21 protein-coding genes are annotated in these 22,783 nt (G+C 46.7%); 7 read left to right on the plus strand and 14 right to left on the minus strand.

Annotated elements, in window-relative coordinates:
• Positions 1 to 134: 134 nt before the first annotated feature.
• The 8 genes from mnmE to NL644_RS21530 all read right to left on the minus strand — a co-directional run bounded on the left by mnmE (position 135) and on the right by NL644_RS21530 (position 6,476).
• Positions 135 to 1,496 carry a tRNA uridine-5-carboxymethylaminomethyl(34) synthesis GTPase MnmE gene (gene mnmE, locus NL644_RS21495; protein ID WP_012841264.1) on the minus strand — a complete coding sequence of 454 codons (1,362 nt, stop codon included), beginning with the start codon at positions 1,494 to 1,496 and terminating at the stop codon, positions 135 to 137.
• A 117-nt stretch (positions 1,497 to 1,613) separates the two neighbouring features.
• Positions 1,614 to 3,236 (minus strand): membrane protein insertase YidC, encoded by a 1,623-nt coding sequence (yidC, locus tag NL644_RS21500; RefSeq protein WP_005394100.1) that lies wholly within the window; start codon positions 3,234 to 3,236, stop codon positions 1,614 to 1,616.
• Between the two features lie 2 nt (positions 3,237 to 3,238).
• On the minus strand, positions 3,239 to 3,496 hold the full coding sequence (gene yidD, locus NL644_RS21505; protein WP_005378822.1) for a membrane protein insertion efficiency factor YidD: 258 nt from the start codon (positions 3,494 to 3,496) through the stop codon (positions 3,239 to 3,241).
• Positions 3,463 to 3,786 (minus strand): ribonuclease P protein component, encoded by a 324-nt coding sequence (gene rnpA, locus NL644_RS21510; RefSeq protein WP_005394102.1) that lies wholly within the window; start codon positions 3,784 to 3,786, stop codon positions 3,463 to 3,465. Before rnpA ends, yidD begins: the two co-directional genes overlap by 34 nt.
• 46 nt (positions 3,787 to 3,832) lie before the next feature.
• On the minus strand, positions 3,833 to 3,967 hold the full coding sequence (rpmH, locus tag NL644_RS21515) for a 50S ribosomal protein L34 (protein ID WP_005378825.1): 135 nt from the start codon (positions 3,965 to 3,967) through the stop codon (positions 3,833 to 3,835).
• A 242-nt stretch (positions 3,968 to 4,209) separates the two neighbouring features.
• Entirely contained in the window at positions 4,210 to 4,947 is a 738-nt protein-coding gene (locus NL644_RS21520) for an amino acid ABC transporter ATP-binding protein (RefSeq protein ID WP_114324060.1), read from the minus strand.
• Positions 4,944 to 5,615, minus strand: coding sequence for an amino acid ABC transporter permease (locus NL644_RS21525; protein WP_005378829.1), 672 nt, complete (start codon positions 5,613 to 5,615; stop codon positions 4,944 to 4,946). The genes NL644_RS21520 and NL644_RS21525 overlap by 4 nt, the downstream gene beginning before the upstream one ends.
• A 114-nt stretch (positions 5,616 to 5,729) precedes the next feature.
• Positions 5,730 to 6,476, minus strand: a complete 747-nt coding sequence (locus NL644_RS21530; RefSeq protein ID WP_114324062.1) for an amino acid ABC transporter substrate-binding protein — start codon at positions 6,474 to 6,476, stop codon at positions 5,730 to 5,732.
• 412 nt (positions 6,477 to 6,888) lie between these two features.
• On the opposite strand from NL644_RS21530, the gene dnaA reads away from it, so the two are divergent.
• From dnaA to gyrB, 4 genes are all read left to right on the plus strand, one after another.
• Entirely contained in the window at positions 6,889 to 8,295 is a 1,407-nt protein-coding gene (gene dnaA / locus NL644_RS21535) for a chromosomal replication initiator protein DnaA (RefSeq protein WP_005378835.1), read from the plus strand.
• Positions 8,296 to 8,358: 63 nt separating this feature from the next.
• Positions 8,359 to 9,459 carry a DNA polymerase III subunit beta gene (gene dnaN / locus NL644_RS21540; protein WP_005394106.1) on the plus strand — a complete coding sequence of 367 codons (1,101 nt, stop codon included), beginning with the start codon at positions 8,359 to 8,361 and terminating at the stop codon, positions 9,457 to 9,459.
• 9 nt (positions 9,460 to 9,468) lie between these two features.
• Entirely contained in the window at positions 9,469 to 10,548 is a 1,080-nt protein-coding gene (gene recF / locus NL644_RS21545; RefSeq protein WP_005394107.1) for a DNA replication/repair protein RecF, read from the plus strand.
• A gap of 13 nt (positions 10,549 to 10,561) precedes the next feature.
• Positions 10,562 to 12,979, plus strand: a complete 2,418-nt coding sequence (gene gyrB / locus NL644_RS21550; protein WP_005394109.1) for a DNA topoisomerase (ATP-hydrolyzing) subunit B — start codon at positions 10,562 to 10,564, stop codon at positions 12,977 to 12,979.
• Between the two features lie 12 nt (positions 12,980 to 12,991).
• Here the strand turns inward: gyrB and NL644_RS21555 are convergent, their stop codons facing one another.
• Positions 12,992 to 13,267, minus strand: a complete 276-nt coding sequence (locus tag NL644_RS21555) for a hypothetical protein (RefSeq protein ID WP_253658772.1) — start codon at positions 13,265 to 13,267, stop codon at positions 12,992 to 12,994.
• Positions 13,268 to 13,324: 57 nt separating this feature from the next.
• Between NL644_RS21555 and NL644_RS21560 the strand changes: the two genes are divergently transcribed.
• Positions 13,325 to 13,741 (plus strand): GreA/GreB family elongation factor, encoded by a 417-nt coding sequence (locus NL644_RS21560; RefSeq protein WP_253658773.1) that lies wholly within the window; start codon positions 13,325 to 13,327, stop codon positions 13,739 to 13,741.
• 532 nt (positions 13,742 to 14,273) lie between these two features.
• On the plus strand, positions 14,274 to 14,711 hold the full coding sequence (locus tag NL644_RS21565) for an Hsp20 family protein (RefSeq protein WP_005458680.1): 438 nt from the start codon (positions 14,274 to 14,276) through the stop codon (positions 14,709 to 14,711).
• Between the two features lie 84 nt (positions 14,712 to 14,795).
• Here NL644_RS21565 and NL644_RS21570 read toward each other — a convergent pair whose 3' ends face one another.
• From NL644_RS21570 to NL644_RS21590, 5 genes are all read right to left on the minus strand, one after another.
• Positions 14,796 to 16,049: a valine--pyruvate transaminase gene (locus NL644_RS21570; RefSeq protein WP_253658774.1), complete on the minus strand. Its 1,254-nt coding sequence runs from the start codon at positions 16,047 to 16,049 to the stop codon at positions 14,796 to 14,798.
• Positions 16,050 to 16,270: 221 nt separating this feature from the next.
• Positions 16,271 to 18,355, minus strand: a complete 2,085-nt coding sequence (locus NL644_RS21575) for an alpha-amylase (RefSeq protein ID WP_253658775.1) — start codon at positions 18,353 to 18,355, stop codon at positions 16,271 to 16,273.
• Between the two features lie 218 nt (positions 18,356 to 18,573).
• Positions 18,574 to 20,640, minus strand: coding sequence for a glycine--tRNA ligase subunit beta (gene glyS, locus NL644_RS21580; RefSeq protein ID WP_114324066.1), 2,067 nt, complete (start codon positions 20,638 to 20,640; stop codon positions 18,574 to 18,576).
• A 12-nt stretch (positions 20,641 to 20,652) separates the two neighbouring features.
• Positions 20,653 to 21,570, minus strand: a complete 918-nt coding sequence (glyQ, locus tag NL644_RS21585) for a glycine--tRNA ligase subunit alpha (RefSeq protein WP_048625586.1) — start codon at positions 21,568 to 21,570, stop codon at positions 20,653 to 20,655.
• A 178-nt stretch (positions 21,571 to 21,748) separates the two neighbouring features.
• Positions 21,749 to 21,892 carry a hypothetical protein gene (locus tag NL644_RS21590; RefSeq protein ID WP_012841258.1) on the minus strand — a complete coding sequence of 48 codons (144 nt, stop codon included), beginning with the start codon at positions 21,890 to 21,892 and terminating at the stop codon, positions 21,749 to 21,751.
• A gap of 162 nt (positions 21,893 to 22,054) precedes the next feature.
• Between NL644_RS21590 and NL644_RS21595 the strand changes: the two genes are divergently transcribed.
• Complete coding sequence (locus tag NL644_RS21595; protein WP_012841256.1) at positions 22,055 to 22,609, plus strand: TMEM165/GDT1 family protein; 555 nt, start codon at positions 22,055 to 22,057, stop codon at positions 22,607 to 22,609.
• Positions 22,610 to 22,783 lie beyond the last annotated feature (174 nt).

Below are 22,783 nucleotides of genomic sequence, written 5' to 3' on the forward strand. Positions count from 1 at the left end.
TGTCATTGGGGGCCAACTGGGGACTAGAATTGGCAATTAACGGCAATAGATGGAAACAAATGGCAAATGACGATCTAATAAAATCAGTGTGTTATCTACCGTTGCTTGCTGTTGTTTTCCGTTATTTGCCCACTTTACTTCCCGATACAGAATGAAGAGAAGATTCGGCCCAGTAAGTCGTCAGAACTGAACTCGCCGGTAATCTCGTTGAGATGCTGTTGGGTGATGCGCAGCTCTTCTGCCAATATCTCACCAGCCATATAGCCTTCAAGCTGTTCTTGGCCTATTTGAAGGTGCTGTGCGGCGCGTTCCAACGCATCGAGGTGACGGCGACGAGCCATAAAGCCACCCTCACTGTTGCCAGAGAAGCCCATGCATTCTTTGAGGTGTTCACGCAGAGCTTCAACTCCTGCACCAGTTTTCGCTGACAAGCGGATGAGGGTAGGGTTATTGACGTGGCAGATCCCCATTTCTTCACCCGTTTGATCCGCTTTGTTTCGGATCACGGTTATGCCGATATTGTCGGGTAGGCGATCTACAAAGTCTGGCCAGATATCTTTTGGATCGGTGGCATCGGTTGTGGTGCCATCTACCATGAACAAGACGCGGTCTGCTTGAGCGATTTCATCCCACGCGCGTTCGATACCGATTTTCTCGACTTCGTCGGAGGCATCACGCAGACCTGCTGTATCAATGATGTGCAGTGGCATACCATCAATGTGGATATGCTCACGCAGTACGTCACGTGTCGTACCTGCGATGTCGGTTACGATTGCAGACTCTTTGCCTGATAGTGCGTTCAGTAGGCTTGATTTGCCCGCATTTGGACGACCAGCAATCACGACTTTCATCCCTTCACGCATGATTGCGCCTTGGTTGGCTTCTTTGCGCACCGCATCTAGGTTATCGATGATGGCTTGTAGGTCACCAGCCACTTTGCCGTCGGCCAGAAAGTCGATCTCTTCTTCTGGGAAGTCGATGGCTGCCTCAACATAGATACGCAAATGAATCAGCGACTCAACTAAGGTATTAATGCGCCCTGAAAAGGCGCCCTGTAAGGATTGCAGCGCCGATTTTGCTGCTTCTTCAGAACTTGCATCAATGAGGTCTGCAATTGCTTCTGCTTGAGCGAGGTCGAGTTTATCGTTCAGGAACGCGCGTTCAGAGAACTCACCAGGGCGAGCTGCTCGAATACCATCAATACCTAGAATGCGTTTTATCAGCATATCCATCACGACGGGGCCGCCATGGCCTTGCAGCTCAAGTACGTCTTCACCTGTAAATGAGTGCGGGTTAGGGAAGTACAGAGCGATGCCCTGATCAAGCACAGTGCCATCTTCTGACTTAAACGGCAGGTACTCTGCATAGCGGGGCTTTAGTGTCTTACCCGTGACTTCTAACGCCACTTGGTTGGCTTTAGGGCCTGATACTCGAATAATACCGACACCGCCACGACCAGGCGCGGTCGCTTGAGCGACAATCGTATCTGTAGTCATAATTTTGCCTTTTGAGCTGGGCTCAAATTGAGCCATAACTTTAGTTAGCTGAATTGTAATCAGCCAAAAACAAAAAGGCGACCTTTTGGCCGCCTTTCTCAATCATTTCCTAAAAGGTTACTTGCTGTGTAAGCCTTTTTTCTCTAACCCTTTGTAGATCAGAGTTTGCTGGATAAGCGTTACGATGTTCGACACCAACCAGTACAGAACGAGACCTGATGGGAAGAACAAGAAGAAGAAGGTAAACATAACCGGCATAAAGGTCATGATCTTCTGCTGCATTGGATCCGTTACCGTTGTCGGGCTCATCTTCTGGATTAGGAACATAGACGCACCCATCAATAGCGGCAGGATGTAGTAAGGGTCCTGCGCTGACAAGTCGTGAATCCAACCAAAGAATGGTGAGTGACGAAGCTCTACCGATTCCATTAGTGCCCAGTAAAGCGCGATGAAGATAGGCATCTGTAGGATAAGAGGTAAACAGCCACCTAGTGGGTTCACTTTCTCTTTCTTGTACAGTTCCATCATTTCTTGGCTCATGCGCTGACGGTCATCACCGATACGCTCACGCATTGCTTGCAGCTTAGGCTGTAGCATACGCATTTTCGCCATAGACGTGTATTGCGCTTTTGTTAGTGGGTACATTGCACCACGAACGATGAAGGTCAGACAGATGATTGCCACACCCCAGTTACCAACAAAGCTCTGGATGAATGAAAGCAACATATGAAGAGGCTTCGCAATGAACCATAACCAGCCGTAGTCCACTACTAGGTCTAGGTTAGGTGCCACTTCTGCCATTTCATCTTGCAGTTTTGGACCAACCCAAAGTGTTGCTTCAAACTTAGCCTGATCGCCTGTTGCGATAGTTTTGTTCGGCATACGAACGCCGATGTCACCTAGGTTGCCAATTACACGAGTGTATAGGTTAGTACCTGGTTCGTTACGTGGGATCCAAGCTGCGGCAAAGTAGTGCTGAATCATTGCTGCCCAACCTTGGCCATCTGCTAGGTTAAGAGACAGGTTGCGATCCTGCATATCATCAAAGCTGTACTTCTTGTAACGCGTATCTTCTGTTGAGTATGCGCCACCACGGTAAGTAGGCATTGTGATGCTACCACCATCGTCCATTAGGTTTTGACGTAGGTGAGCGTACATACCAAATGTTGCGTTATTGCCTGAGTTGTTCACTACATCGTATTCAACATTAAGCGCGTAGCTGCCGCGTTTAAAGATGTAAGTTTTGGTGTATTCGATGCCGTTTGCAGTGAATGTCATCGGAACACGAAGTTCATCTTGACCGTCAGCTAGAGTGAAGCTGTCTGCACTTACGTTGTAGTGAGGGCGATTTGTGCTGCTCAAGTCGATACCTTGAGGACCCACTAGACCGCTTTGAGCGATAAATTGGTGACCTTGAGCGTCTTTAAGCAGAACAAAAGAATCTGATGAATCTAACTCAGCAGAGTATTCGTTAAGGTTGGCATGTACCACATCGCCACCAACGGTGTCGATCGACAGAGTTAAAACATCAGTCGTTACTGTGATAGTTTTTGCAGAAGCTTGCTGTTGGCCAGGAACTGGGTCAAGTTCATCAGCAAAAGATGGTGCAGGTAGAGTGCTGCTTGATTGAGCCTGTTCAACTGCTTGAGGTTCTGGATTCTTTGCAACTTGCCATTGTTGAAACAGCAAAAAAGAAACCAGGGCCAAACCGATGAGCAGGATATTACGTTGAGAATCCATCGTTAGTTATCTCTGTCTTGTTTTTGGACTGGTGGAACGGGGTCATACCCCCCTTCATTCAAAGGGTGGCATTTTAATAGACGTTTGCCTGATAACCAACATCCTTTTACAAAACCGTGAGCTCTCAAAGCTTCTAGCGCGTAAGTGGAACAGGTTGGTGTGAACCGGCAACGAGGACCAATCAAAGGGCTGATAAACCAGCGATACAGATAAACGAGCCCAATGGCTATCCACGTGAAGGGCGAGACAGGCGTTGCCATAGCTTATCAAACAACTTAAAAATTTCCTCATTGCTTAAATCTTGCGCGCTTTTCTTCGCAATCACAACAAAATCTTTGTTTGGAAGCTGATGTTGATTGTTACGAAAGCTTTCACGAGCCAAACGCTTAAATCGGTTACGACCGACAGCCGTTTTGATTTGCTTTTTTGGAACCGCTAAACCTAATCGTGGATGAGAAAGTTTGTTATTGCGAGCAATGATGGTGAAATGAGGCGAGCCAGCTCGATGAGCTTGCTGGAAGACGTTTTGATAATGCTCGGGAGTTAACAAACGTAACTCCCGATTAAACGCGTACGTGTTCAAAATAAACTAGCGATTATTTTGATAGGCGCGCACGGCCTTTTGCACGACGTGCGTTGATAACTTTACGACCGTTCTTAGTTGCCATGCGAGCACGGAAGCCGTGAGTACGCTTGCGCTTTAGAACTGTAGGTTGAAAAGTGCGTTTCATGATAATTACCTTTACTGATCAGTAGTTTTAGGTTCTTGTTAAACCCGGCGTGGGTATTTGCTTTCTTATATAAAGAAGCTCTTTATATAGAGAAGGACAACCGACGCCTCTCAACAAAGAGGCGGAATTGTAATCACACTCACATAATGTGTCAATGACTCAATGAGTACGAAATTCCGGCCGGGCGATTATACGTAGTGTGAGTAAAATCTCAAGGATCAATCGATCCTGATGCTTGATCGTTACTCTATTCCTACTTGGTTAAGGAATTTTTTCAAACGAGGATCTTGTGGATTATCGAAGATATCCTGTGGAGAACCTTGCTCAACGATATTGCCTTCCGCCATGAAGATCACTCTATCAGCGACTTCTTTCGCGAATTGCATCTCGTGCGTCACCACCAGCATGGTTTGATGCTGATTAGCTAACTTCTTCATTAATGAGAGAACTTCACCGACCCATTCAGGATCCAACGCAGAAGTTGGTTCGTCAAATAACAGCAGTTCTGGTTGCAGCGCCATCGCTCGGCCGATACCCACACGTTGTTGTTGGCCGCCAGACAATGCCGCTGGATAACTATCGCCTTTATCCCCAAGGCCAATGTCATCCAGAATTTGTTGCGCTCGTTTGAGAGCATCGGCTTTTTTCCAACCTCGAACGGTCACTAGACCTTCGGCAATGTTCTGGCGCGCATTCATATGGGCAAACAGGGCATAGTTTTGGAACACAAAGCCAGTTCGACGACGCAGCGCTAATACTTCGGCTTTTGTGTGTTTTTGAGTATCAACAGAGACGTCATCTATCGTGATACGACCTTCATCTGCCTGTTCTAGAAAGTTCACCGTACGCAGCAAGGTTGATTTACCCGTGCCACTTGAACCGATAATCACAATGATCTCACCTTGCTGAATATCGAGATCAATGCCTTTCAGCACTTCAGTCTCACCAAAACGTTTGTGAATATTTTCTAATTTGATCATCGTACGTACGCCTTATTCAGTTTTGCTTCTGCCCAGATTTGTACGCGAGTCAGAATCACCACCACGCCCCAGTAGATAAGAGCAACCGCAAGGAAAGCTTCAAAGAAACGGAAACTTGATGAGGCTTCCATCTGTGCTTTGGCCATGATTTCAGCCACACCAAGCGTAAAGGCGAGAGACGTTGACTTGATCATATCGATGAAATAGTTCATCAGTGAAGGCAGCGCTACACGGGTTGCTTGAGGCAAAATGACGCGGCGCATCGCTTGGGATGTTGTCATGCCCACCGATAAGCTCGCTTCCATTTGACTACGATCAATACCAATAATGGCGGCACGAATGCTTTCCGCCATATAAGCGGCAAAGTGCAGCGTTAAACCGATCACCGCTGCTGAGAAGGCATCAATACCAACCATCAATGGGAAAATTTGTGGTAAGCCGTAATAAAGCAGGAAAAGCTGAACTAGGAGAGGGGTGCCACGGAAGAAGCTGATGTACAGTTGGCTTAATTGATCCAGAACTGGCAGTTTAAATACGCGAATATTGGCTAAAATGACGGATAAAATCAGTGAAAACACCAATCCCCACGTCGCCATTTCCATGGTAGTGCCAAGATATTTCAGCAATATCGGCAGCAGTTCCAACATGTAATTAAAGTCAAATCCCATACGGCTTACCTAAAGGCTAGAGAAAAGAAAAGGTGGAAAACAAGTTCCACCTTTACGTAAGTTTATTTTAGTCCGAGAGTGATACCACTTTGCGGCCTAAAGTACAAAGAGTTCTTATTTCGTGATGTCAGCGCCAAACCACTTCACGGAAATTTTCTCTACTGTACCATCTGCGCGCATCTCAGCCAGTGCTTTGTTTACTTCTTCTTGCAGCTTACGACCTTTCTCGTTGTCCACGAAAGGCCATGCGTTTTGAATGGTTTCAAACGGTTCGCCCGCCAATTCCAGAGGAAGACCGGTTTTCTTAATCAGTTCTAGCGCAGAAAGACGATCCATTACAAATGCATCTGCACGACCGAGCGCCACGTCATGTTCGATACCAGTGTCGTATGTTTTGATGTTGATCTTGCCATCTTTGTCGTACTGACGAAGCAGTTGCTCAAAGTTAGAGCCTAGGTTCACCGCAACGGTTTTGCCCGCAAGATCGTCAACACCTTTGATGCTTTCGTTGCCTTTACGCACGGTAATTTGTGCGCCATCTACAACGTAAGGGTCAGCAAATAGGTATTTGGCTTTACGCTCATCAGTCATGGTGATTTGGTTGGAGATCGTATCGATGCGACCGGTTTCTAGCAGACCAAATAAACCAGAGAAGTTGGCTGTTACGTATTCGATTTTATAATCGTTGCGTTTGCCGATTTCATCCCACATGTCGACTTCAAAGCCTTGTAGCTTATCTTGCTTTACAAAAGTAAACGGGAAGTAGCGACCTGACATACCAACTTTGACTTCAGTAGCGGCTTGTACGGTTGCTGCCGACAGTGCAATGGCTGCAACGGCAACCTTAATCCAGTTTTTCATAATACATCTCCATAATTTTATGGTTGGAAATACTACTGTTAGTTAGCTCAATTAAATAAATAACCAAGAGCAATAACCTAGACCTGTGAGTTATTAGATAATAGAAGAAGAATGTTAAATGTGACGAAAATGCGAACTGAACCAGGGGAAATGATCGACAAAATCAGCATTGGGAATAAAATAATACACAGACTTATCACCAATCACTCGATCTTGTGAATTTTGCCCAATTGTGGATCGTTGTGTGGGCAAATTTGGGGCAAGGTGTGTTGATCTCATCAAGTTTGCAGAAATAATTGTGAATAACTTGGATCTTATTCACTGGATCGTCGATCAATCGCTGGCGATCTTGGTTATCAACAGGTAAAATTGCCAGTCTTTTCCGATAATTCAATTACTCAGTGGGGGCACCGTGTCATCTTCGCTTTGGCTGCAATGTTTGCAGCAGCTTCAAGAAGAGCTACCAGCTACAGAATTCAGCATGTGGGTTCGTCCGCTACAAGCGGAGCTCAATGACAATACTCTCACTCTATTCGCGCCAAACCGCTTTGTGTTGGACTGGGTGCGTGATAAGTATCTGAACAATATTACTCGTTTACTACAGGAATACTGTGGTGGCGACATTCCTAACTTACGCTTTGAAGTGGGGAGTCGACCTGTCTCTGCTCCAAAACCAGCGCCGACACGTACGCCTGCAGATGTGGCTGCGGAGTCATCTGCACCTGCGCAATTACAGGCACGTAAGCCAGTACACAAAACCTGGGATGACGACGCTCAAGCGATTGCGGCGATCAATCACCGCTCAAACATGAACCCAAAACACAAGTTCGACAACTTTGTTGAAGGTAAGTCGAACCAACTGGGTTTGGCTGCGGCGCGTCAGGTATCAGATAACCCAGGTGCAGCTTACAACCCACTATTCCTATACGGCGGCACGGGTTTGGGTAAAACCCACTTATTGCATGCGGTGGGTAACGCGATTGTGGATAACAACCCGAACGCGAAAGTGGTCTACATGCACTCAGAGCGTTTTGTGCAAGACATGGTGAAAGCGCTGCAAAACAATGCGATTGAAGAATTCAAACGCTACTACCGCAGTGTGGATGCACTCCTTATCGATGACATCCAATTCTTTGCTAATAAAGAACGTTCGCAAGAAGAATTCTTCCATACCTTCAACGCACTATTGGAAGGTAACCAGCAGATCATCTTAACGTCTGACCGTTATCCTAAAGAGATTAATGGCGTTGAAGATCGTCTTAAATCTCGCTTTGGTTGGGGTCTTACTGTTGCGATCGAGCCGCCTGAGCTTGAAACGCGTGTGGCGATCTTGATGAAAAAAGCCGAAGATCACCAAATCCACCTTGCTGATGAAGTGGCATTCTTCATTGCCAAGCGTCTGCGTTCGAACGTCCGTGAGCTAGAAGGTGCACTGAACCGCGTTATCGCTAACGCGAACTTTACTGGCCGCCCAATTACGATTGATTTTGTTCGTGAAGCGCTGCGCGATCTGCTTGCTCTACAAGAGAAGCTGGTGACGATCGATAACATTCAAAAGACTGTGGCGGAATACTACAAGATTAAAGTGGCGGACTTGCTGTCTAAACGTCGCTCTCGTTCTGTAGCGCGTCCTCGTCAGCTGGCCATGGCGTTAGCAAAAGAGTTAACCAACCACAGCTTGCCAGAAATCGGTGATGCATTTGGTGGTCGCGATCATACGACCGTACTTCATGCGTGTCGCAAGATTGAGCAGCTGCGTGAAGAGAGCCACGATATTAAAGAAGATTACTCTAACTTGATTCGCACCCTGTCCTCGTAATCGGTTAGAATAACGGTATTCTAAGCAAATCATTTATTGAGCTGACAGCGTAAAGAGCCAAGCATGAAATTTACCATTGAACGTAGTCATTTAATCAAACCGCTACAGCAGGTTTCGGGCGCTTTAGGTGGCCGACCAACTCTGCCAATCCTGGGTAACCTACTTCTTAAAGTAGAAGAGAACGTATTGTCGATGACGGCAACCGATCTTGAAGTAGAGTTAGTAAGCAAAGTGACGCTAGAAGGTGATTTTGAAGCGGGCAGCATTACCGTTCCTTCGCGTAAGTTTCTCGATATCTGCCGTGGTTTACCGGACGATGCGATCATCACATTTGTATTAGAAGGTGATCGCGTACAAGTTCGCTCTGGTCGCAGCCGTTTCTCATTGGCAACGCTTCCTGCGAACGATTTCCCTAATATTGAAGATTGGCAAAGTGAAGTGGAAGTATCACTGAGCCAAGCCGATCTACGTACGCTGATCGACAAAACTCAGTTCTCGATGGCGAATCAAGACGTTCGTTACTACCTCAACGGCATGTTGTTTGAAATTGACGGTACCACGCTACGCAGCGTGGCGACGGACGGCCACCGTATGGCGGTATCGCAAACTCAGCTGGGTGCGGATTTTGCGCAGAAGCAAATCATCGTGCCACGCAAAGGTGTGCAAGAATTAGTGAAGTTGATGGACGCGCCAGAGCAACCTGTAGTACTTCAGATCGGTAGCTCCAATGTTCGTGCTGAGGTGAATAACTTTACTTTTACCTCTAAGTTGGTTGATGGTCGTTTCCCTGACTACCGCCGCGTATTGCCTCAGAGCACCAATAAGACCCTAATAGCAAGTTGTGACGAGTTGCGCCAAGCCTTCTCTCGTGCTGCGATTCTTTCCAACGAAAAATTCCGTGGCGTGCGTGTGAATCTGGCTGATACTGAAATGCGCATAACCGCGAATAACCCAGAACAAGAAGAAGCGGAAGAGATGCTTGATGTGACCTTTGAAGGTGACGCCATCGAAATCGGCTTTAACGTAAGCTATGTGCTTGATGTTCTGAACACGTTGCGTTGTGAAAATGTACGTGTGTCGATGTCGGATGCTAACGCTAGCGCATTGATTGAAAATGCCGACGATGACAGTGCCATGTACGTGGTGATGCCAATTCGTCTATAAGCCAACTGAATGCCTCTTTCTCGTCTCATCATTCAGCAGTTTCGAAACATTAAAGCCTGTGATATTGAGTTATCAGCAGGCTTTAACTTTCTTATCGGGCCGAACGGCAGCGGTAAAACCAGTGTCTTAGAAGCGGTTTACCTGCTCGGGCATGGCCGCTCATTCAAGAGTTCTCTCACCGGACGAGTGATACAAAATGAGTGTGACGAACTGTTTGTTCATGGTCGTTTTTTGAACTCGGATCAATTTGAGCTACCTATCGGCATTAATAAGCAGCGTGATGGCTCAACAGAGGTTAAAATAGGCGGTCAATCTGGACAAAAATTAGCGCAGTTGGCACAAGTTCTGCCTCTGCAGTTGATACACCCAGAAGGGTTTGATTTACTGACAGATGGCCCTAAACATCGTCGCGCGTTTATTGATTGGGGCGTATTTCATACCGAGCCCGCTTTTTATCAAGCATGGGGAAGGTTCAAGCGCCTGAACAAGCAGCGCAACGCGTTGTTGAAAACCGCCAATAGTTATCGTGAACTCAGTTATTGGGATCAGGAAATGGCAGGGTTGGCTGAAAACATCAGCCAATGGCGAGCAAGTTACATCGAGCAGATGAAAACCGTCGCCGAAACTATCTGTCAGACATTTTTGCCAGAATTTGAGATCCAATTGAAGTATTATCGTGGCTGGGATAAAGACACCCCATACCACGAGATACTAGAAAAGAATTTTGAGCGTGATCAGGCATTGGGATACACCTTTAGTGGCCCAAACAAAGCTGATTTGCGCATTAAAGTGAACGGAACGCCCGTTGAAGATGTTCTGTCACGCGGTCAGTTAAAACTCATGGTGTGTGCATTGCGTGTCGCGCAAGGGCAACACCTGACAGAGATGACCGGTAAACAATGCATTTACCTAATTGATGACTTCGCGTCGGAATTAGATAGCCAACGTCGCAAGCGTCTTGCTGACTGCTTAAAAGAGACGGGCGCACAAGTATTTGTAAGCTCTATCACTGAAAGCCAAATCGCCGATATGTTGGACGATAACGGTAAATTGTTTCATGTGGAACATGGCAGGATAGAGTCAAACTAGAAGAGAGAAACTCATGTCTGAAAATTACGATTCATCGAGTATTAAGGTACTGAAGGGTCTGGATGCGGTACGTAAGCGTCCAGGAATGTACATCGGCGATACGGACGACGGCACCGGCCTTCACCACATGGTTTTCGAGGTGGTGGATAACTCAATTGATGAAGCGTTGGCAGGTCACTGTAAAGACATCGTTGTGACAATTCATGAGGATAACTCGGTTTCCGTTAGCGATGATGGTCGTGGCATTCCAACAGAAATCCACTCAGAGGAAAATGTCTCTGCAGCAGAAGTAATCATGACGGTTCTTCACGCGGGTGGTAAGTTCGACGATAACTCATACAAAGTATCGGGTGGTCTTCACGGGGTAGGTGTTTCAGTGGTAAACGCGCTATCTGAGAAAGTTGAGCTGACGATTCATCGTGGTGGCCATATCCATACGCAAACCTACCGCCATGGTGAGCCTCAAGCGCCACTAGCTGTTGTGGGTGATACGGATAAAACCGGTACGCAAATTCGTTTCTGGCCAAGTGCCGAGACCTTCTCTAACACTGAGTTCCACTATGACATTCTGGCGAAACGCCTGCGTGAACTGTCATTCCTGAACTCTGGTGTATCGATCAAATTGGTTGATGAGCGTGAAGCGGACAAACATGATCACTTCATGTATGAAGGTGGTATTCAAGCGTTCGTTGATCACCTAAACACCAACAAAACGCCAATCATCGAAAAAATCTTCCACTTTAACTCAGAGCGTGAAGACGGCATTTCAGTTGAAGTGGCGATGCAATGGAACGATGGTTTCCAAGAGAACATCTTCTGTTTTACCAACAATATCCCACAGCGTGATGGTGGTACTCACCTTGCTGGTTTCCGTGCTGCGTTAACACGTACATTGAACAGCTTTATGGATAAAGAAGGTTTCTCTAAGAAAGCAAAAACAGCGACTTCAGGCGACGATGCGCGTGAAGGTCTAACTGCGGTTGTTTCGGTGAAAGTGCCTGATCCTAAGTTCTCAAGCCAAACTAAAGACAAACTGGTTTCTTCTGAAGTGAAATCAGCTGTTGAGTCTGCAATGGGTGAAAAACTGTCTGAGTTCCTGATTGAGAACCCGACAGAAGCGAAGATGGTTTGTTCGAAAATCATCGATGCAGCACGTGCACGTGAAGCAGCGCGTAAAGCTCGTGAAATGACGCGCCGTAAAGGTGCACTAGACCTGGCTGGCCTTCCAGGTAAACTTGCAGACTGTCAGGAAAAAGATCCGGCACTCTCTGAACTATACATAGTGGAGGGTGATTCGGCAGGCGGCTCCGCAAAACAAGGCCGTAACCGTAAGAACCAAGCAATCCTACCGCTAAAAGGTAAGATTCTTAACGTAGAAAAAGCACGTTTCGACAAGATGCTGTCTTCGCAAGAAGTGGCCACTCTGATCACTGCACTTGGTTGTGGTATCGGTCGTGACGAGTACAACCCGGACAAGCTGCGTTACCACAACATCATCATCATGACCGATGCCGATGTCGATGGTTCGCACATTCGTACGCTACTATTGACCTTCTTCTACCGTCAAATGCCAGAGCTTATCGAGCGTGGTTACGTGTACATCGCTCAGCCACCACTTTACAAAGTGAAAAAAGGCAAACAAGAGCAGTACATCAAAGACGAAGAAGCGATGAACCAATACCAAGTATCATTGGCTCTGGATAATGCATCGCTACACGTAAACGCAGAAGCACCAGCATTGGCAGGTGAAGCACTAGAGAAGCTTGTTCAACAGTACAATGCGGGTATTAAACTGGCGGAACGTATGAGCCGTCGTTACCCAAGTGCTTTGGTAAACGAGCTGATTTACACTCCTCGTCTAACTCCTGAGCAATGCCATGACGCATCAGTTGTTGAAGCGTGGACGAAGCAGCTTATTGAGCAGCTGAATGCGAAAGAAGTGGGTGCGAGCCAATACAGCTACGAAGTTGAACAGCACGAAGAACTAGGCTTAAACTTGCCTAAGATCGTGGTTCGTACTCACGGCGTGACGCACGAACATGCAATTAGCATCGACTTCCTAAACTCGAAAGAGTACGGCAAGTTGGCTGATCTATCAGAAGCACTGGATGGGCTTCTGGAAGAAGGTGCGTACATCAAACGTGGCGAGCGTACGATGCCAGTAGCAAGCTTTGCAGAAGCGCTTGATTGGTTGGTTAAAGAGTCAATGCGTGGTCTGAGCCGTCAGCGTTACAAAGGTCTAGGTGAGATGAACCCAGATCAGCTGTGGGAAACGACTATGGACCCAGAAACGCGTCGCATGATGCAAGTAACGATTGAGGATGCGGTAGGCGCAGACCAATTGTTCACAACACTGATGGGTGACCAAGTAGAACCTCGTCGTAACTTCATCGAAGAAAACGCGCTGAAAGTAGCGAACTTAGACGTGTAACGACAACTTGTCTTAATAGGAAAAAGCAGCGAGAAATCGCTGCTTTTTTTGTTTTAACCACCAGTGAAAATCGCCACTTTCTGCCAAGACTTTGGTTTTTCTGGTGCTAACTGCCAATAACCTGATCAAGCTTGCCATTTTATTTCTGTTTTCTTTTTTTCTCGCCATTTTGTTCGCTTGGGCGCTTTTGCTTTCTTTTTTCTGCTCGCTATAGTGCTGAAGAGCTGATGAATAAGGAGGTTGAGAAAATGGTGATGACTTTCCTGAACTAAGCCGGAGGTGATGCACTTCCGGTTCAATGTACTGAATTTATTTGTAAGACAAGGCATTAAGAAGGAAATAATCATGTTTGAACGCTGGTTCTCGGCGTACTGTTTGGCGCTGCGAACTTGGTGGTTAACCAGTCGCTTTTTAACCTATCAATCACCACTAAGGTTGTTGTCACTCTTTGAAACTTACGAGCAACAAGCCCATTGCCGTAACCGAGCTCGTATTGCGGTTGGGGATACGGTTCGCTTAGTGGATGTTGAGCGTGCTTATCAATATCGCATGACGTTAGTCAACTCGCACAAGAACCAACCGATGACAGGTATGCTCGCGGTCGATTCTTATTTGGGGTCTCGATTGTTAGGTCGAGCTAAAAATGATGCGTTCGAAATAGAAATTTTTAATCAGCGACGCTGCTTTGTGATTACTGAAATTGTTCATCAATCGCAGCCACCAGCGCAGAAAATGCTGTGTGGCTGTCTGTTGTGTCAATAAATAGAGGTGAAGTCATGAGTAAGAAAGACAAGAAACAACCACAGTTGAGTCTGAAAGAAAAGCGTAAGTTAAAACAGGAAAAAGCGGCAGAAAAGAGGGTTGTAAAAGCGCGTAAATCCTCCCGCAAGTAGAGTGCAGATTGAGCCCACCAGAAAGGTGGGCTTTTTAATACCGATTGCAAAGCGAGGGTAAACTGACCTTTCTGGGGAGATAGCGAGCGCACTTAAAATTTTTTATTTTTTCCCTTGAAAGTCATTTTTGACGACCTTATATCTAGTTGTGAAGAGGATGACTGGCTTGCTAGAGACTAGAAGACAGCCCTCTGGAATCGCTAAAACGAGATCGCTCAAAAGAGGATATGGTGTTTTAGCACACAACTTAAACCTTTAGATTCAATATCATGTCTCCGAGCCAAACCAAGGCCAGTGGAATGATAAGAATCTCTTAGTTCGGCGTCGGTTTTTGCATAAACACGCCAGTAGGATGAAGTTCATCCGAACTAAGACTATTGCTTAATTAAGAGGATAGATTTATGCGTAACGTAGATTTCTCACCACTATACCGTAATGCAATTGGCTTTGATCGTCTGCTAAACCTGATGGAAGCGAATACAGCGAAAAATACTTCTGGCGGTTACCCTCCGTACAACATTGAGCAAAAAGACGAGCATAACTACCGTATTACTATGGCAGTTGCTGGCTTCTCTGAAGACCAACTCGATCTGACTCAAAACGAAAACATGTTGATCGTGAAGGGCGAACGCAAAGCAGAAGAAGGCAAAAACTACGTGTACCAAGGCATTGCTGAGCGCGACTTTGAACGTAAATTCCAGCTAGCGGATTACGTCAAAGTGACTGGCGCATCAATGGAAAACGGCTTATTACATATTGATTTGGTTCGTGAAATCCCAGAAGCAATGCAACCACGTAAAATTGCTATCGGTGGCAACAACCTGCTAGAAAGCAACTAATCAGCAAGTTATTTGCCTTATAGAGTGAGAAAGAGCGCCAGTTGGCGCTCTTTTTAATTTGTGTCTTTGATGTGGGAGTTTGCTTTACTGACCTTGCTGGTAAGCCTTTTCAACTTCTTCCGCGATAATCGCAATCCCTTTCTGCATCATCTCATCGTCTTGAACGTAGTTCATGCGTAAGCACTGATGAGCATGGTCCCACTCGTCTTTCTGACCAATAAAGAAGTACTCACCCGGAACAATCAATACGCCACGCGCTTTCAAGCGTTGGTACAACTCCATTGTTGTAATTGGCAGCTCATCAAACCATAACCACAAGAAGATCGCCCCTTCAGGTTTGTGAATACGGAAGCGCTCATCGGTAATCGCTTCTTGCAGCAGTTCAACCGCACGTTGCGACTTCTGCTTGTAAAACGGCTTAATCACCTCTGAACTCAGTTTAAGCAGGTCGCCTTTAGCTATGATGTGGTTTGCCAGCGCTGGACCCACACTGCCTGGTGCTAGGCTGATGATGCCGTTCATATTGGTTAACGCTTGAGTGATTTCTTCACTCGCAATCACAATCCCGCAACGCACGCCAGGCAAGCCAAGTTTGGATAGGCTCATGCACAAGATGGTGTTTTCATTCCAGAACGGTTCGACATCTTCAAAGATGATGTTCGGGAACGGCAAGCCGTAGGCGTTATCGATGATCAGTGGGATGTTGTTTTCACGTGCGAGTTTGTCCAGTTTACGCACTTCTTCGTCTGTCAGTACGTTACCCGTTGGGTTGGTTGGGCGAGATGCGCAGATTGCCGCAACAGAATCGTCGACGGTTAGCTGTTCAAAATCGATGTGGTATTTAAACAATCCGTTATCTAACAGCTCGATTTCTGGGTGGTAAGAGACAAAAATATCTTCATCAATGCCAGCATCACCATAGCCGATGTACTCAGGCGCGATAGGCAGTAGCACCTTCTTATGCGAACCGTCAGGCTGTTTACCTGCGAGTAAGTTGAACAAGTAGAAGAAGCCACTTTGGCTGCCGTTAGTTAGGCTGATGTTCTTCTCTGAAATCTCCCAACCGTAAGTTTCACGGAATAACTGAGCCAGCGCTTTCACGAACGCGTCTTTACCCTGCGGCCCATCGTAGTTGGCGAGTGCGGCGACGAGTTCGCCACTGGCGAGCATTTCCTCACTGGCTTGGTGAAAGTAATCGAGCATGGCAGGAATGGCGGCTGGGTTACCTCCACCGAGCATGATGGCACCTGGTGTGCGTAGACCATCATTCAAATCGTCCATTAACTGCGTAATACCTGAATACTGATTAAATTTTTCACCAAACTTTGAGAACTGCATGCTGACTGATACCTAATTCATTGTGATTGCTTATGTGTATTGAATGCTGATGAAACATCAGCTTATAGAGTAATACTTGACCTTACCCTAATGTTATTACGACGCAAAGTGTGAATTTACTCGAAGAAGAAAAAAGTTTGTCATCAGACCAGATGATGGGGATATGAGCAGTGAATAAAAAAGGGAAGCGAAATGCTTCCCTTGCTGGTGGAGTGAATCGGCTATTCGCCAGTGTAGACGATCAGCACTTTGTCGTCGTGGTATTGGCGCTCGAACGCGTAATACCCTTCTTGATTGCGAGTGATGTGTTTGCCTTGCGCAACCGCTGGGTGGCGTTGACGGAACTCGCCGAGTTTTTGCCAATGTTGCAGCAAGTCTTCACGTTCGCCATGAATCTTATCCCATGGCATATCAGAGCGAGTACCTTGAGTAGGATCGGAGCCAGTCACGCCAAAGTCACGAGCAATCTCATCGCCGTAGTAGATTTGCACTGCACCCGGAGCCAACATCAGTGCATTTGCGGCACGTGCTTGGTCATCGAAGCTGCGGCTGCGTGCCGACCAAAACAGCTGTGTATCGTGTGAAGATAGGTAGCTCAACACGTTGAACTCAGGATCGGAGTTAATACGTTCCGCGTAGCGGCGATAATCGCTATCGAGTTGAGCAAAGCATTTCAGCGCTTTTGGTGCTACATCAGATTGGAACTCGAAGTTGATGATGGAATCGAAGCCGTTATCGAAATACGGGCTTTTCACCACGCTGTGCGCCCATACTTCACCCGTCATCCAGAAAGGTAGATCATCCAAGGCTTTGTCTGGGTTGTTTTGCTTCCACTGGGCAAGCGCTTGAGTGGTGCTGGCTTTCAGCTCTGCCCACGCTTCCATTTCAACGTGCTTAGCAGTGTCGACGCGGAAGCCATCAATGCCGTAGTCGCGTACCCAGTCGGATAACCACGTAATCAGATGCTCACGCGGGGTTTGCAGCTCATCTTGCGCATTGGTGTCTTTATTGCGGAAGAAGTTTGGTAATCCGGTTTTCTGAGTCGATTCGGTTTTGAGATCCGGTAGGTAGTTCAAAGACATGGTGATGTCATTGTAGCCTGGTGCATCGTAGTCGCCGATGTCGGTACGAATCCAATCTTTGCCCCACCATTTGTCCCACGCTTCGCTATCACCGTATTTGATGTAATCGTTGAAGCTGTGCCAGCTTTGTCCTGATTTTGGCTGCCAGTCGGTCCATTTTTCACCAAGGACTTCTTTGGCTTCTTGGTCATCAAGGTAAAGCTGACCAAATCCGAATTCCTGCATGTCTGCTAATGTCGCATAACCTGTGTGGTTCATGACTACATCCCAAATCACGCGGATGCCTTTCTTGTGGGCGGTATCGACGAAGGTTCTGAGCTCATCTTCGGTACCCATGTTGGCATCAAGCTTAGTCCAATCTTGGTGGTAGTAGCCGTGGTAGCCGTAGTGCTTAAAGTCGCCTTTATCGCCGCCGCCAACCCAGCCATGGATTTGTTCCAGTGGTGAGGTTATCCAGATAGCATTCACACCAAGCGATTCGATGTAATCGAGTTTTTTCGTCAGACCCGCTAAGTCACCACCATGGAAGGTACCAATCTCGTATTTCCCGTCTTTGCTGCGACCGTAGCTGTTGTCGTTGTCTGGGTTGCCGTTATAGAAGCGGTCAGTCATGACGAAGTACACCGTCGCGTTGTCCCAACTGAAAGGTTTTTCTGCTTGTTGCTCAACCTCTTCTAGTAACAACAGACCTTGGCTCATAGGGCCCGGCTGCATGGTTACGCTGCCATCTGTAACTATAGTTTCTTGTCCGGTTAAGGCATCGCGAACGACAGTGCCATCATTAAAGGTTTGCTCAACGTTGATGGTTTTTGGCGTATTGGTTGCGACAGGGCAAGAGTAGGTGATGTCTTGATTCTTTTTGGGTTTGAGCCTAACAGTTAGCTCGTTAGTGGTTGGGTTGAGCGTAAATTGATAGGTGTTGGCTTTGAAGATGCGCAGCGGCATTTGGGCATCTGTGGCGCAATTATCCATTTTTAATGGACGATTGAATTTGATGCGGCTTTCTTCTGCCAAAGCAAAACTACTTCCACAGCTTTGATTACTGTCGGCAATGGTAAAGGTGTAGCTGCCTTTTTCGAGTTTTTGCTCGGCGACAAGTAAGCCGTTAGAGTTTGGTTCGAAGACGGCTGTATCGTCTCCAACGCTCAGTACGATAGCATTTTCTGGAATCTGGCTGCAGGCGCTCAATAGTCCAATAGAGAGTGCGAGAATTGTTTTTTTCATTGTGTCCTTCCCCCGAATAAACAGTCCAGTTATAGCAAAACTGAGCCTCTACAATCCGAGCTCTGCACCAACAAGTTAAACGTGTCTCACCCTACAAATTTTTGCCTTGTTCACAAAATGAATAATAAGAACCGATTATCTCCGTTTAAAGACAACAAAAAAGGGAAGCCGACGCTTCCCTTTACTTATCTCTTAATCACTTCTGAATCAGTAATGAATTACTTTTGAAGGACAGAGATATCTGCGACCTGTAAGAACAGGTTACGCAGGTTGTTCAGCAATGTCAGACGGTTCTTCTTAAGTGCTTCGTCGTCTGCCATTACCATTACGTTATCGAAGAACGCATCCACTGGCTCACGTAGATCTGCTAGCTTGCTTAGGGCTTCTTGGTAGTTACCGGTCGCAAATGCAGGCTCTAGTGCTTCAGTCATGACTTCAACGCTTTCTGCTAGTGCTTTCTCTGCGTCTTCTTGTAGCAATGCTAGGTCGATGTCTGCTGCTAGTTCGCCGTCGAATTTCGCTAGGATATTACCAACACGTTTGTTCGCTGCTGCTAGAGACTCTGCCGCTTCCAGTTCACGGAAGTGAGAAACCGCTTTAACTCGTTGGTCGAAGTCTGCTGGTTTCGTCGGACGACGCGCTAGAACTGCTTGAATGATGTCTACGCTGAAGCCTTCGTCTTGGTACCAAGCGCGGAAACGACCAAGCATGAACTCGATAACGTCTTGTTCAACGTTGTCGTTGGTTAGGCGGTCGCCAAACAGTGACTTCGCTTTCGCTACTAGGTCAACAAGATCTAGGTTGTAGCCGTATTCAACGATGATACGTAGTACACCTAGAGATGCGCGGCGTAGTGCGAATGGGTCGCTGCCTTTAGGCGCTTGACCAATACCGAAGATACCTACGATAGTGTCTAGCTTGTCTGCCATTGCAACTGCTGTTGAAACGCCGTTTGATGGCAGTTCATCACCTGCGAAACGAGGCATGTATTGCTCGTTCAGTGCGACTGCAACTTCTTCTGCTTCACCGTCGTGGCGAGCGTAGTGCATACCCATAACACCTTGAGTATCCGTGAATTCGAATACCATTGAGGTCATTAGGTCACATTTTGCTAGTAGACCAGCACGCTTTGATTTCTCAACGTCAGCACCGATTTGCTCTGCAATGTAGCCAGCAAGTTCTGTGATGCGGTCTGTTTTGTCTTTGATCGTACCCAGTTGCTTTTGGAAGATCGCTTGCTCTAGTTCAGGCAGACGGTCGATAAGCGGACGCTTACGGTCTGTGTTGAAGAAGAACTCTGCGTCAGCAAGACGAGGACGAACCACTTTCTCGTTACCTTCGATTACGTAACGAGGTTCTTTTGATTCGATGTTCGATACGAAGATGAAGTTAGGTAGTAGCTTCTTGTTTTCGTCATAAACAGGGAAGTACTTCTGGTCACCTTTCATGGTGTAAACCAACGCTTCAGAAGGCACTTTTAGGAACTCTTCTTCGAACTTCGCTGTAAGTACTACTGGCCATTCAACCAGAGACGTGACTTCTTCTACTAGGTCATCTTCTAGATCAGCGATACCGCCAACTTCTGCTGCCGCTTTTTGTGCGTCAGCTAGGATGATGGCTTTACGTGCTTCGTAATCTGCCATAACTTTACCGCGCTCTTCTAGGATTGCAGGGTATTGCTCAGCAGAATCGATAGTGAACTCTTGTTCACCCATGAAGCGGTGACCACGGATAGTGCGGTCAGAAGCGACACCAAGGATCTCGCCTTCGATTAGGTCGCTGCCCATCAGCATGGTTAGCGTTTTCACTGGGCGGATAAATTGAGTCGTTTTGTTACCCCAGCGCATTGGTTTTGCGATAGGTAGGTTTGCTAGTGCTTTCGCTGCAAGTTCAACAACGATCTCAGACGTTGGCTGACCTTTCACTTCTTGTTTGAACAGTAGCCATTCGCCTTTATCTGTAACCATGCGCTCTGCTTGGTCAACAGAAATACCACAACCGCGTGCCCAGCCTTGAGCCGCTTTGGTTGGGTTGCCTTCCGCGTCAAACGCTGCAGAAACCGCAGGGCCACGTTTTTCAACGATTTTGTCTGATTGGCTTTCTGCTAGTGCCGCGACTTTAAGTGCAAGACGACGAGGAGCCGCAAACCATTTTACGCCTTCGTGAGCTAGCTCAGCGCCTTTTAGTTCTGCTTCGAAGTTTGCTGCGAATGCTTCAGCTAGCGTACGAAGTTGCGTTGGTGGTAGCTCTTCTGTACCTAGCTCGATTAGAAATTCTTTTGCCATGTTCTCTACCCCTTACGCTTGTTCTTTCTTACACATTGGGAAGCCAAGAGCTTCACGCGATGCGTAGTATGCTTCTGCTACTGACTTAGTCAGATCGCGGATGCGCAGGATGTAACGCTGACGCTCAGTTACTGAGATCGCTTTACGCGCGTCTAGTAGGTTGAATGCGTGACCTGCTTTTAGGATGCGCTCGTAAGCAGGTAATGGCAGTGGCTTTTCAAGCTCAAGCAACTCTTTACACTCTTTCTCACACTGCTCGAAGAAACCAAATAGGAATTCAACATCTGCGTGCTCGAAGTTGTAAGTCGATTGCTCTACTTCGTTTTGGTGGAAGATATCACCGTAAGTCACCTTGCTGCCGTCTGGCGCGATGTTCCAAACTAGGTCGTAAACCGAGTCTACTTCTTGGATGTACATTGCTAGACGTTCGATACCGTAAGTGATCTCACCAGTGACTGGTTTACACTCAAGGCCGCCAACTTGTTGGAAGTAAGTAAACTGAGTCACTTCCATGCCGTTTAGCCAAACTTCCCAGCCTAGACCCCATGCGCCTAGTGTTGGGTTTTCCCAGTTGTCTTCTACGAAACGGATGTCGTGTACAAGAGGGTCAATACCAAGAACTTCAAGGGAGCCAAGGTACAACTCTTGAATATTGTCAGGCGATGGTTTTAGCGCTACTTGGAATTGGTAGTAGTGCTGAAGACGGTTAGGGTTTTCACCGTAACGGCCATCAGTAGGACGACGTGAAGGTTGTACGTAAGCTGTCGACATTGGCTCTGGGCCAAGCGCTCGTAGACAGGTCATTGGGTGAGAGGTACCCGCACCCACTTCCATATCTAGCGGTTGAACAATGGTACAACCATTTTGAGCCCAATAATCCTGCAGCGCGAGGATCATTCCCTGGAAGGTTTTGATATCGTATTTTTGCATAAGTCAGGTTCGCGCGATTCTCTTGTTACTCGTTAATTCGTCATCTATGCCGAGTTTTTCAACTCTAACAACGGCGATAAAGAGTAATTACGGTTGAATAAATTAACAATCTAGTATAACCAGATATTGAGCATGGGAGTAGAGCTAATCTTGATTAATTCGTGGGCGATTTTCTTCTTTAATGAATTTTTACCGCGTTATCTGCTGTATTTTTCTTAAAAGGTAGTTTTTGCCTGCTTTGGCTCTTGAGAAGCGCAACAAAGGTGGCTAGAATTGCGCCTGTCTTTGGGGAGTAGCTTACCTGATGAAGTTTCTGTTTCATCTGGTTCGTCCGTCAACATAATTGGTGCAAAATCACCATGGCGTTCGAGACTTGAAGCCTTTCAAGTTTAGCAAGACCTTAGACAAATCATCACGAACCGGGGTAGGGGCGTGAGGTTTGTCTTAGGTTAAAAATAATAATCCCTGCCCCAATGAGCATGTCGTGAGCGTTTTAGCTATTTCAATTACTACTGTAGCGTTAGCAGAAATTGGCGATAAGACCCAATTGCTATCTCTATTACTCGCAAGTCGTTACCGCAAACCAATACCAATTATTGCAGCAATCTTTTTGGCAACCATTGCCAACCACGCTTTGGCTGCATGGTTAGGTGTGGTTGTCGCTGACTATTTATCACCTGATATTTTAAAGTGGGTGCTGGTGGTCAGTTTTGTCGCGATGGCGGCTTGGGTGTTGATTCCTGATAAGTTGGATGATGACGAACAGATTTCAAACCGAGGTCCTTTCATTGCCAGCTTTATTGCTTTCTTTGTGGCTGAGATTGGTGATAAAACTCAGATCGCCACTTCTATCCTAGGCGCGCAATACGCGGATGCGCTGAGTTGGGTCATACTTGGCACGACCATTGGTATGTTGTTGGCTAACGTGCCTGTGGTGTTAATTGGTAAGCTTTCAGCAGACAAGATGCCCCTGGGGTTGATTCGTAAAGTCACCGCTATTTTGTTCGTGTTGTTGGCGATTGGTGCGGCCTTCTTTTAATATTTTTAGGCGGATAACGCAGCCTGAAAATGGAAAATGTTATCCGCGAACAATCGTTAAAATGATGCAAATAATCAATAACTAGCGAATTAGTGGCGTAGCTCAAACTCTGACTTAAAATCGCTCCGTAGCGTGACGGATGACATATTAGTGTCATACTTGTCATGGTAGTTT

Source organism: Vibrio sp. Y10_XG_PY6 (assembly GCF_024181795.1).
Lineage (GTDB): Bacteria > Pseudomonadota > Gammaproteobacteria > Enterobacterales > Vibrionaceae > Vibrio > Vibrio diabolicus.

What these genes read in the sequence shown, in the direction of transcription:
- mnmE (WP_012841264.1), bottom strand. Translation starts at nt 1,496, where the DNA reads ATGACTACAGATACGATTGTCGCTCAAGCGACCGCGCCTGGTCGTGGC.
- yidC (WP_005394100.1), bottom strand. Translation starts at nt 3,236, where the DNA reads ATGGATTCTCAACGTAATATCCTGCTCATCGGTTTGGCCCTGGTTTCT.
- yidD (WP_005378822.1), bottom strand. Translation starts at nt 3,496, where the DNA reads ATGGCAACGCCTGTCTCGCCCTTCACGTGGATAGCCATTGGGCTCGTT.
- rpmH (WP_005378825.1), bottom strand. Translation starts at nt 3,967, where the DNA reads ATGAAACGCACTTTTCAACCTACAGTTCTAAAGCGCAAGCGTACTCAC.
- NL644_RS21520 (WP_114324060.1), bottom strand. Translation starts at nt 4,947, where the DNA reads ATGATCAAATTAGAAAATATTCACAAACGTTTTGGTGAGACTGAAGTG.
- NL644_RS21525 (WP_005378829.1), bottom strand. Translation starts at nt 5,615, where the DNA reads ATGGGATTTGACTTTAATTACATGTTGGAACTGCTGCCGATATTGCTG.
- NL644_RS21530 (WP_114324062.1), bottom strand. Translation starts at nt 6,476, where the DNA reads ATGAAAAACTGGATTAAGGTTGCCGTTGCAGCCATTGCACTGTCGGCA.
- dnaN (WP_005394106.1), top strand. Translation starts at nt 8,359, where the DNA reads ATGAAATTTACCATTGAACGTAGTCATTTAATCAAACCGCTACAGCAG.
- recF (WP_005394107.1), top strand. Translation starts at nt 9,469, where the DNA reads ATGCCTCTTTCTCGTCTCATCATTCAGCAGTTTCGAAACATTAAAGCC.
- gyrB (WP_005394109.1), top strand. Translation starts at nt 10,562, where the DNA reads ATGTCTGAAAATTACGATTCATCGAGTATTAAGGTACTGAAGGGTCTG.
- NL644_RS21560 (WP_253658773.1), top strand. Translation starts at nt 13,325, where the DNA reads ATGTTTGAACGCTGGTTCTCGGCGTACTGTTTGGCGCTGCGAACTTGG.
- NL644_RS21565 (WP_005458680.1), top strand. Translation starts at nt 14,274, where the DNA reads ATGCGTAACGTAGATTTCTCACCACTATACCGTAATGCAATTGGCTTT.
- NL644_RS21570 (WP_253658774.1), bottom strand. Translation starts at nt 16,049, where the DNA reads ATGCAGTTCTCAAAGTTTGGTGAAAAATTTAATCAGTATTCAGGTATT.
- NL644_RS21575 (WP_253658775.1), bottom strand. Translation starts at nt 18,355, where the DNA reads ATGAAAAAAACAATTCTCGCACTCTCTATTGGACTATTGAGCGCCTGC.
- glyS (WP_114324066.1), bottom strand. Translation starts at nt 20,640, where the DNA reads ATGGCAAAAGAATTTCTAATCGAGCTAGGTACAGAAGAGCTACCACCA.
- glyQ (WP_048625586.1), bottom strand. Translation starts at nt 21,570, where the DNA reads ATGCAAAAATACGATATCAAAACCTTCCAGGGAATGATCCTCGCGCTG.
- NL644_RS21590 (WP_012841258.1), bottom strand. Translation starts at nt 21,892, where the DNA reads ATGAAACAGAAACTTCATCAGGTAAGCTACTCCCCAAAGACAGGCGCA.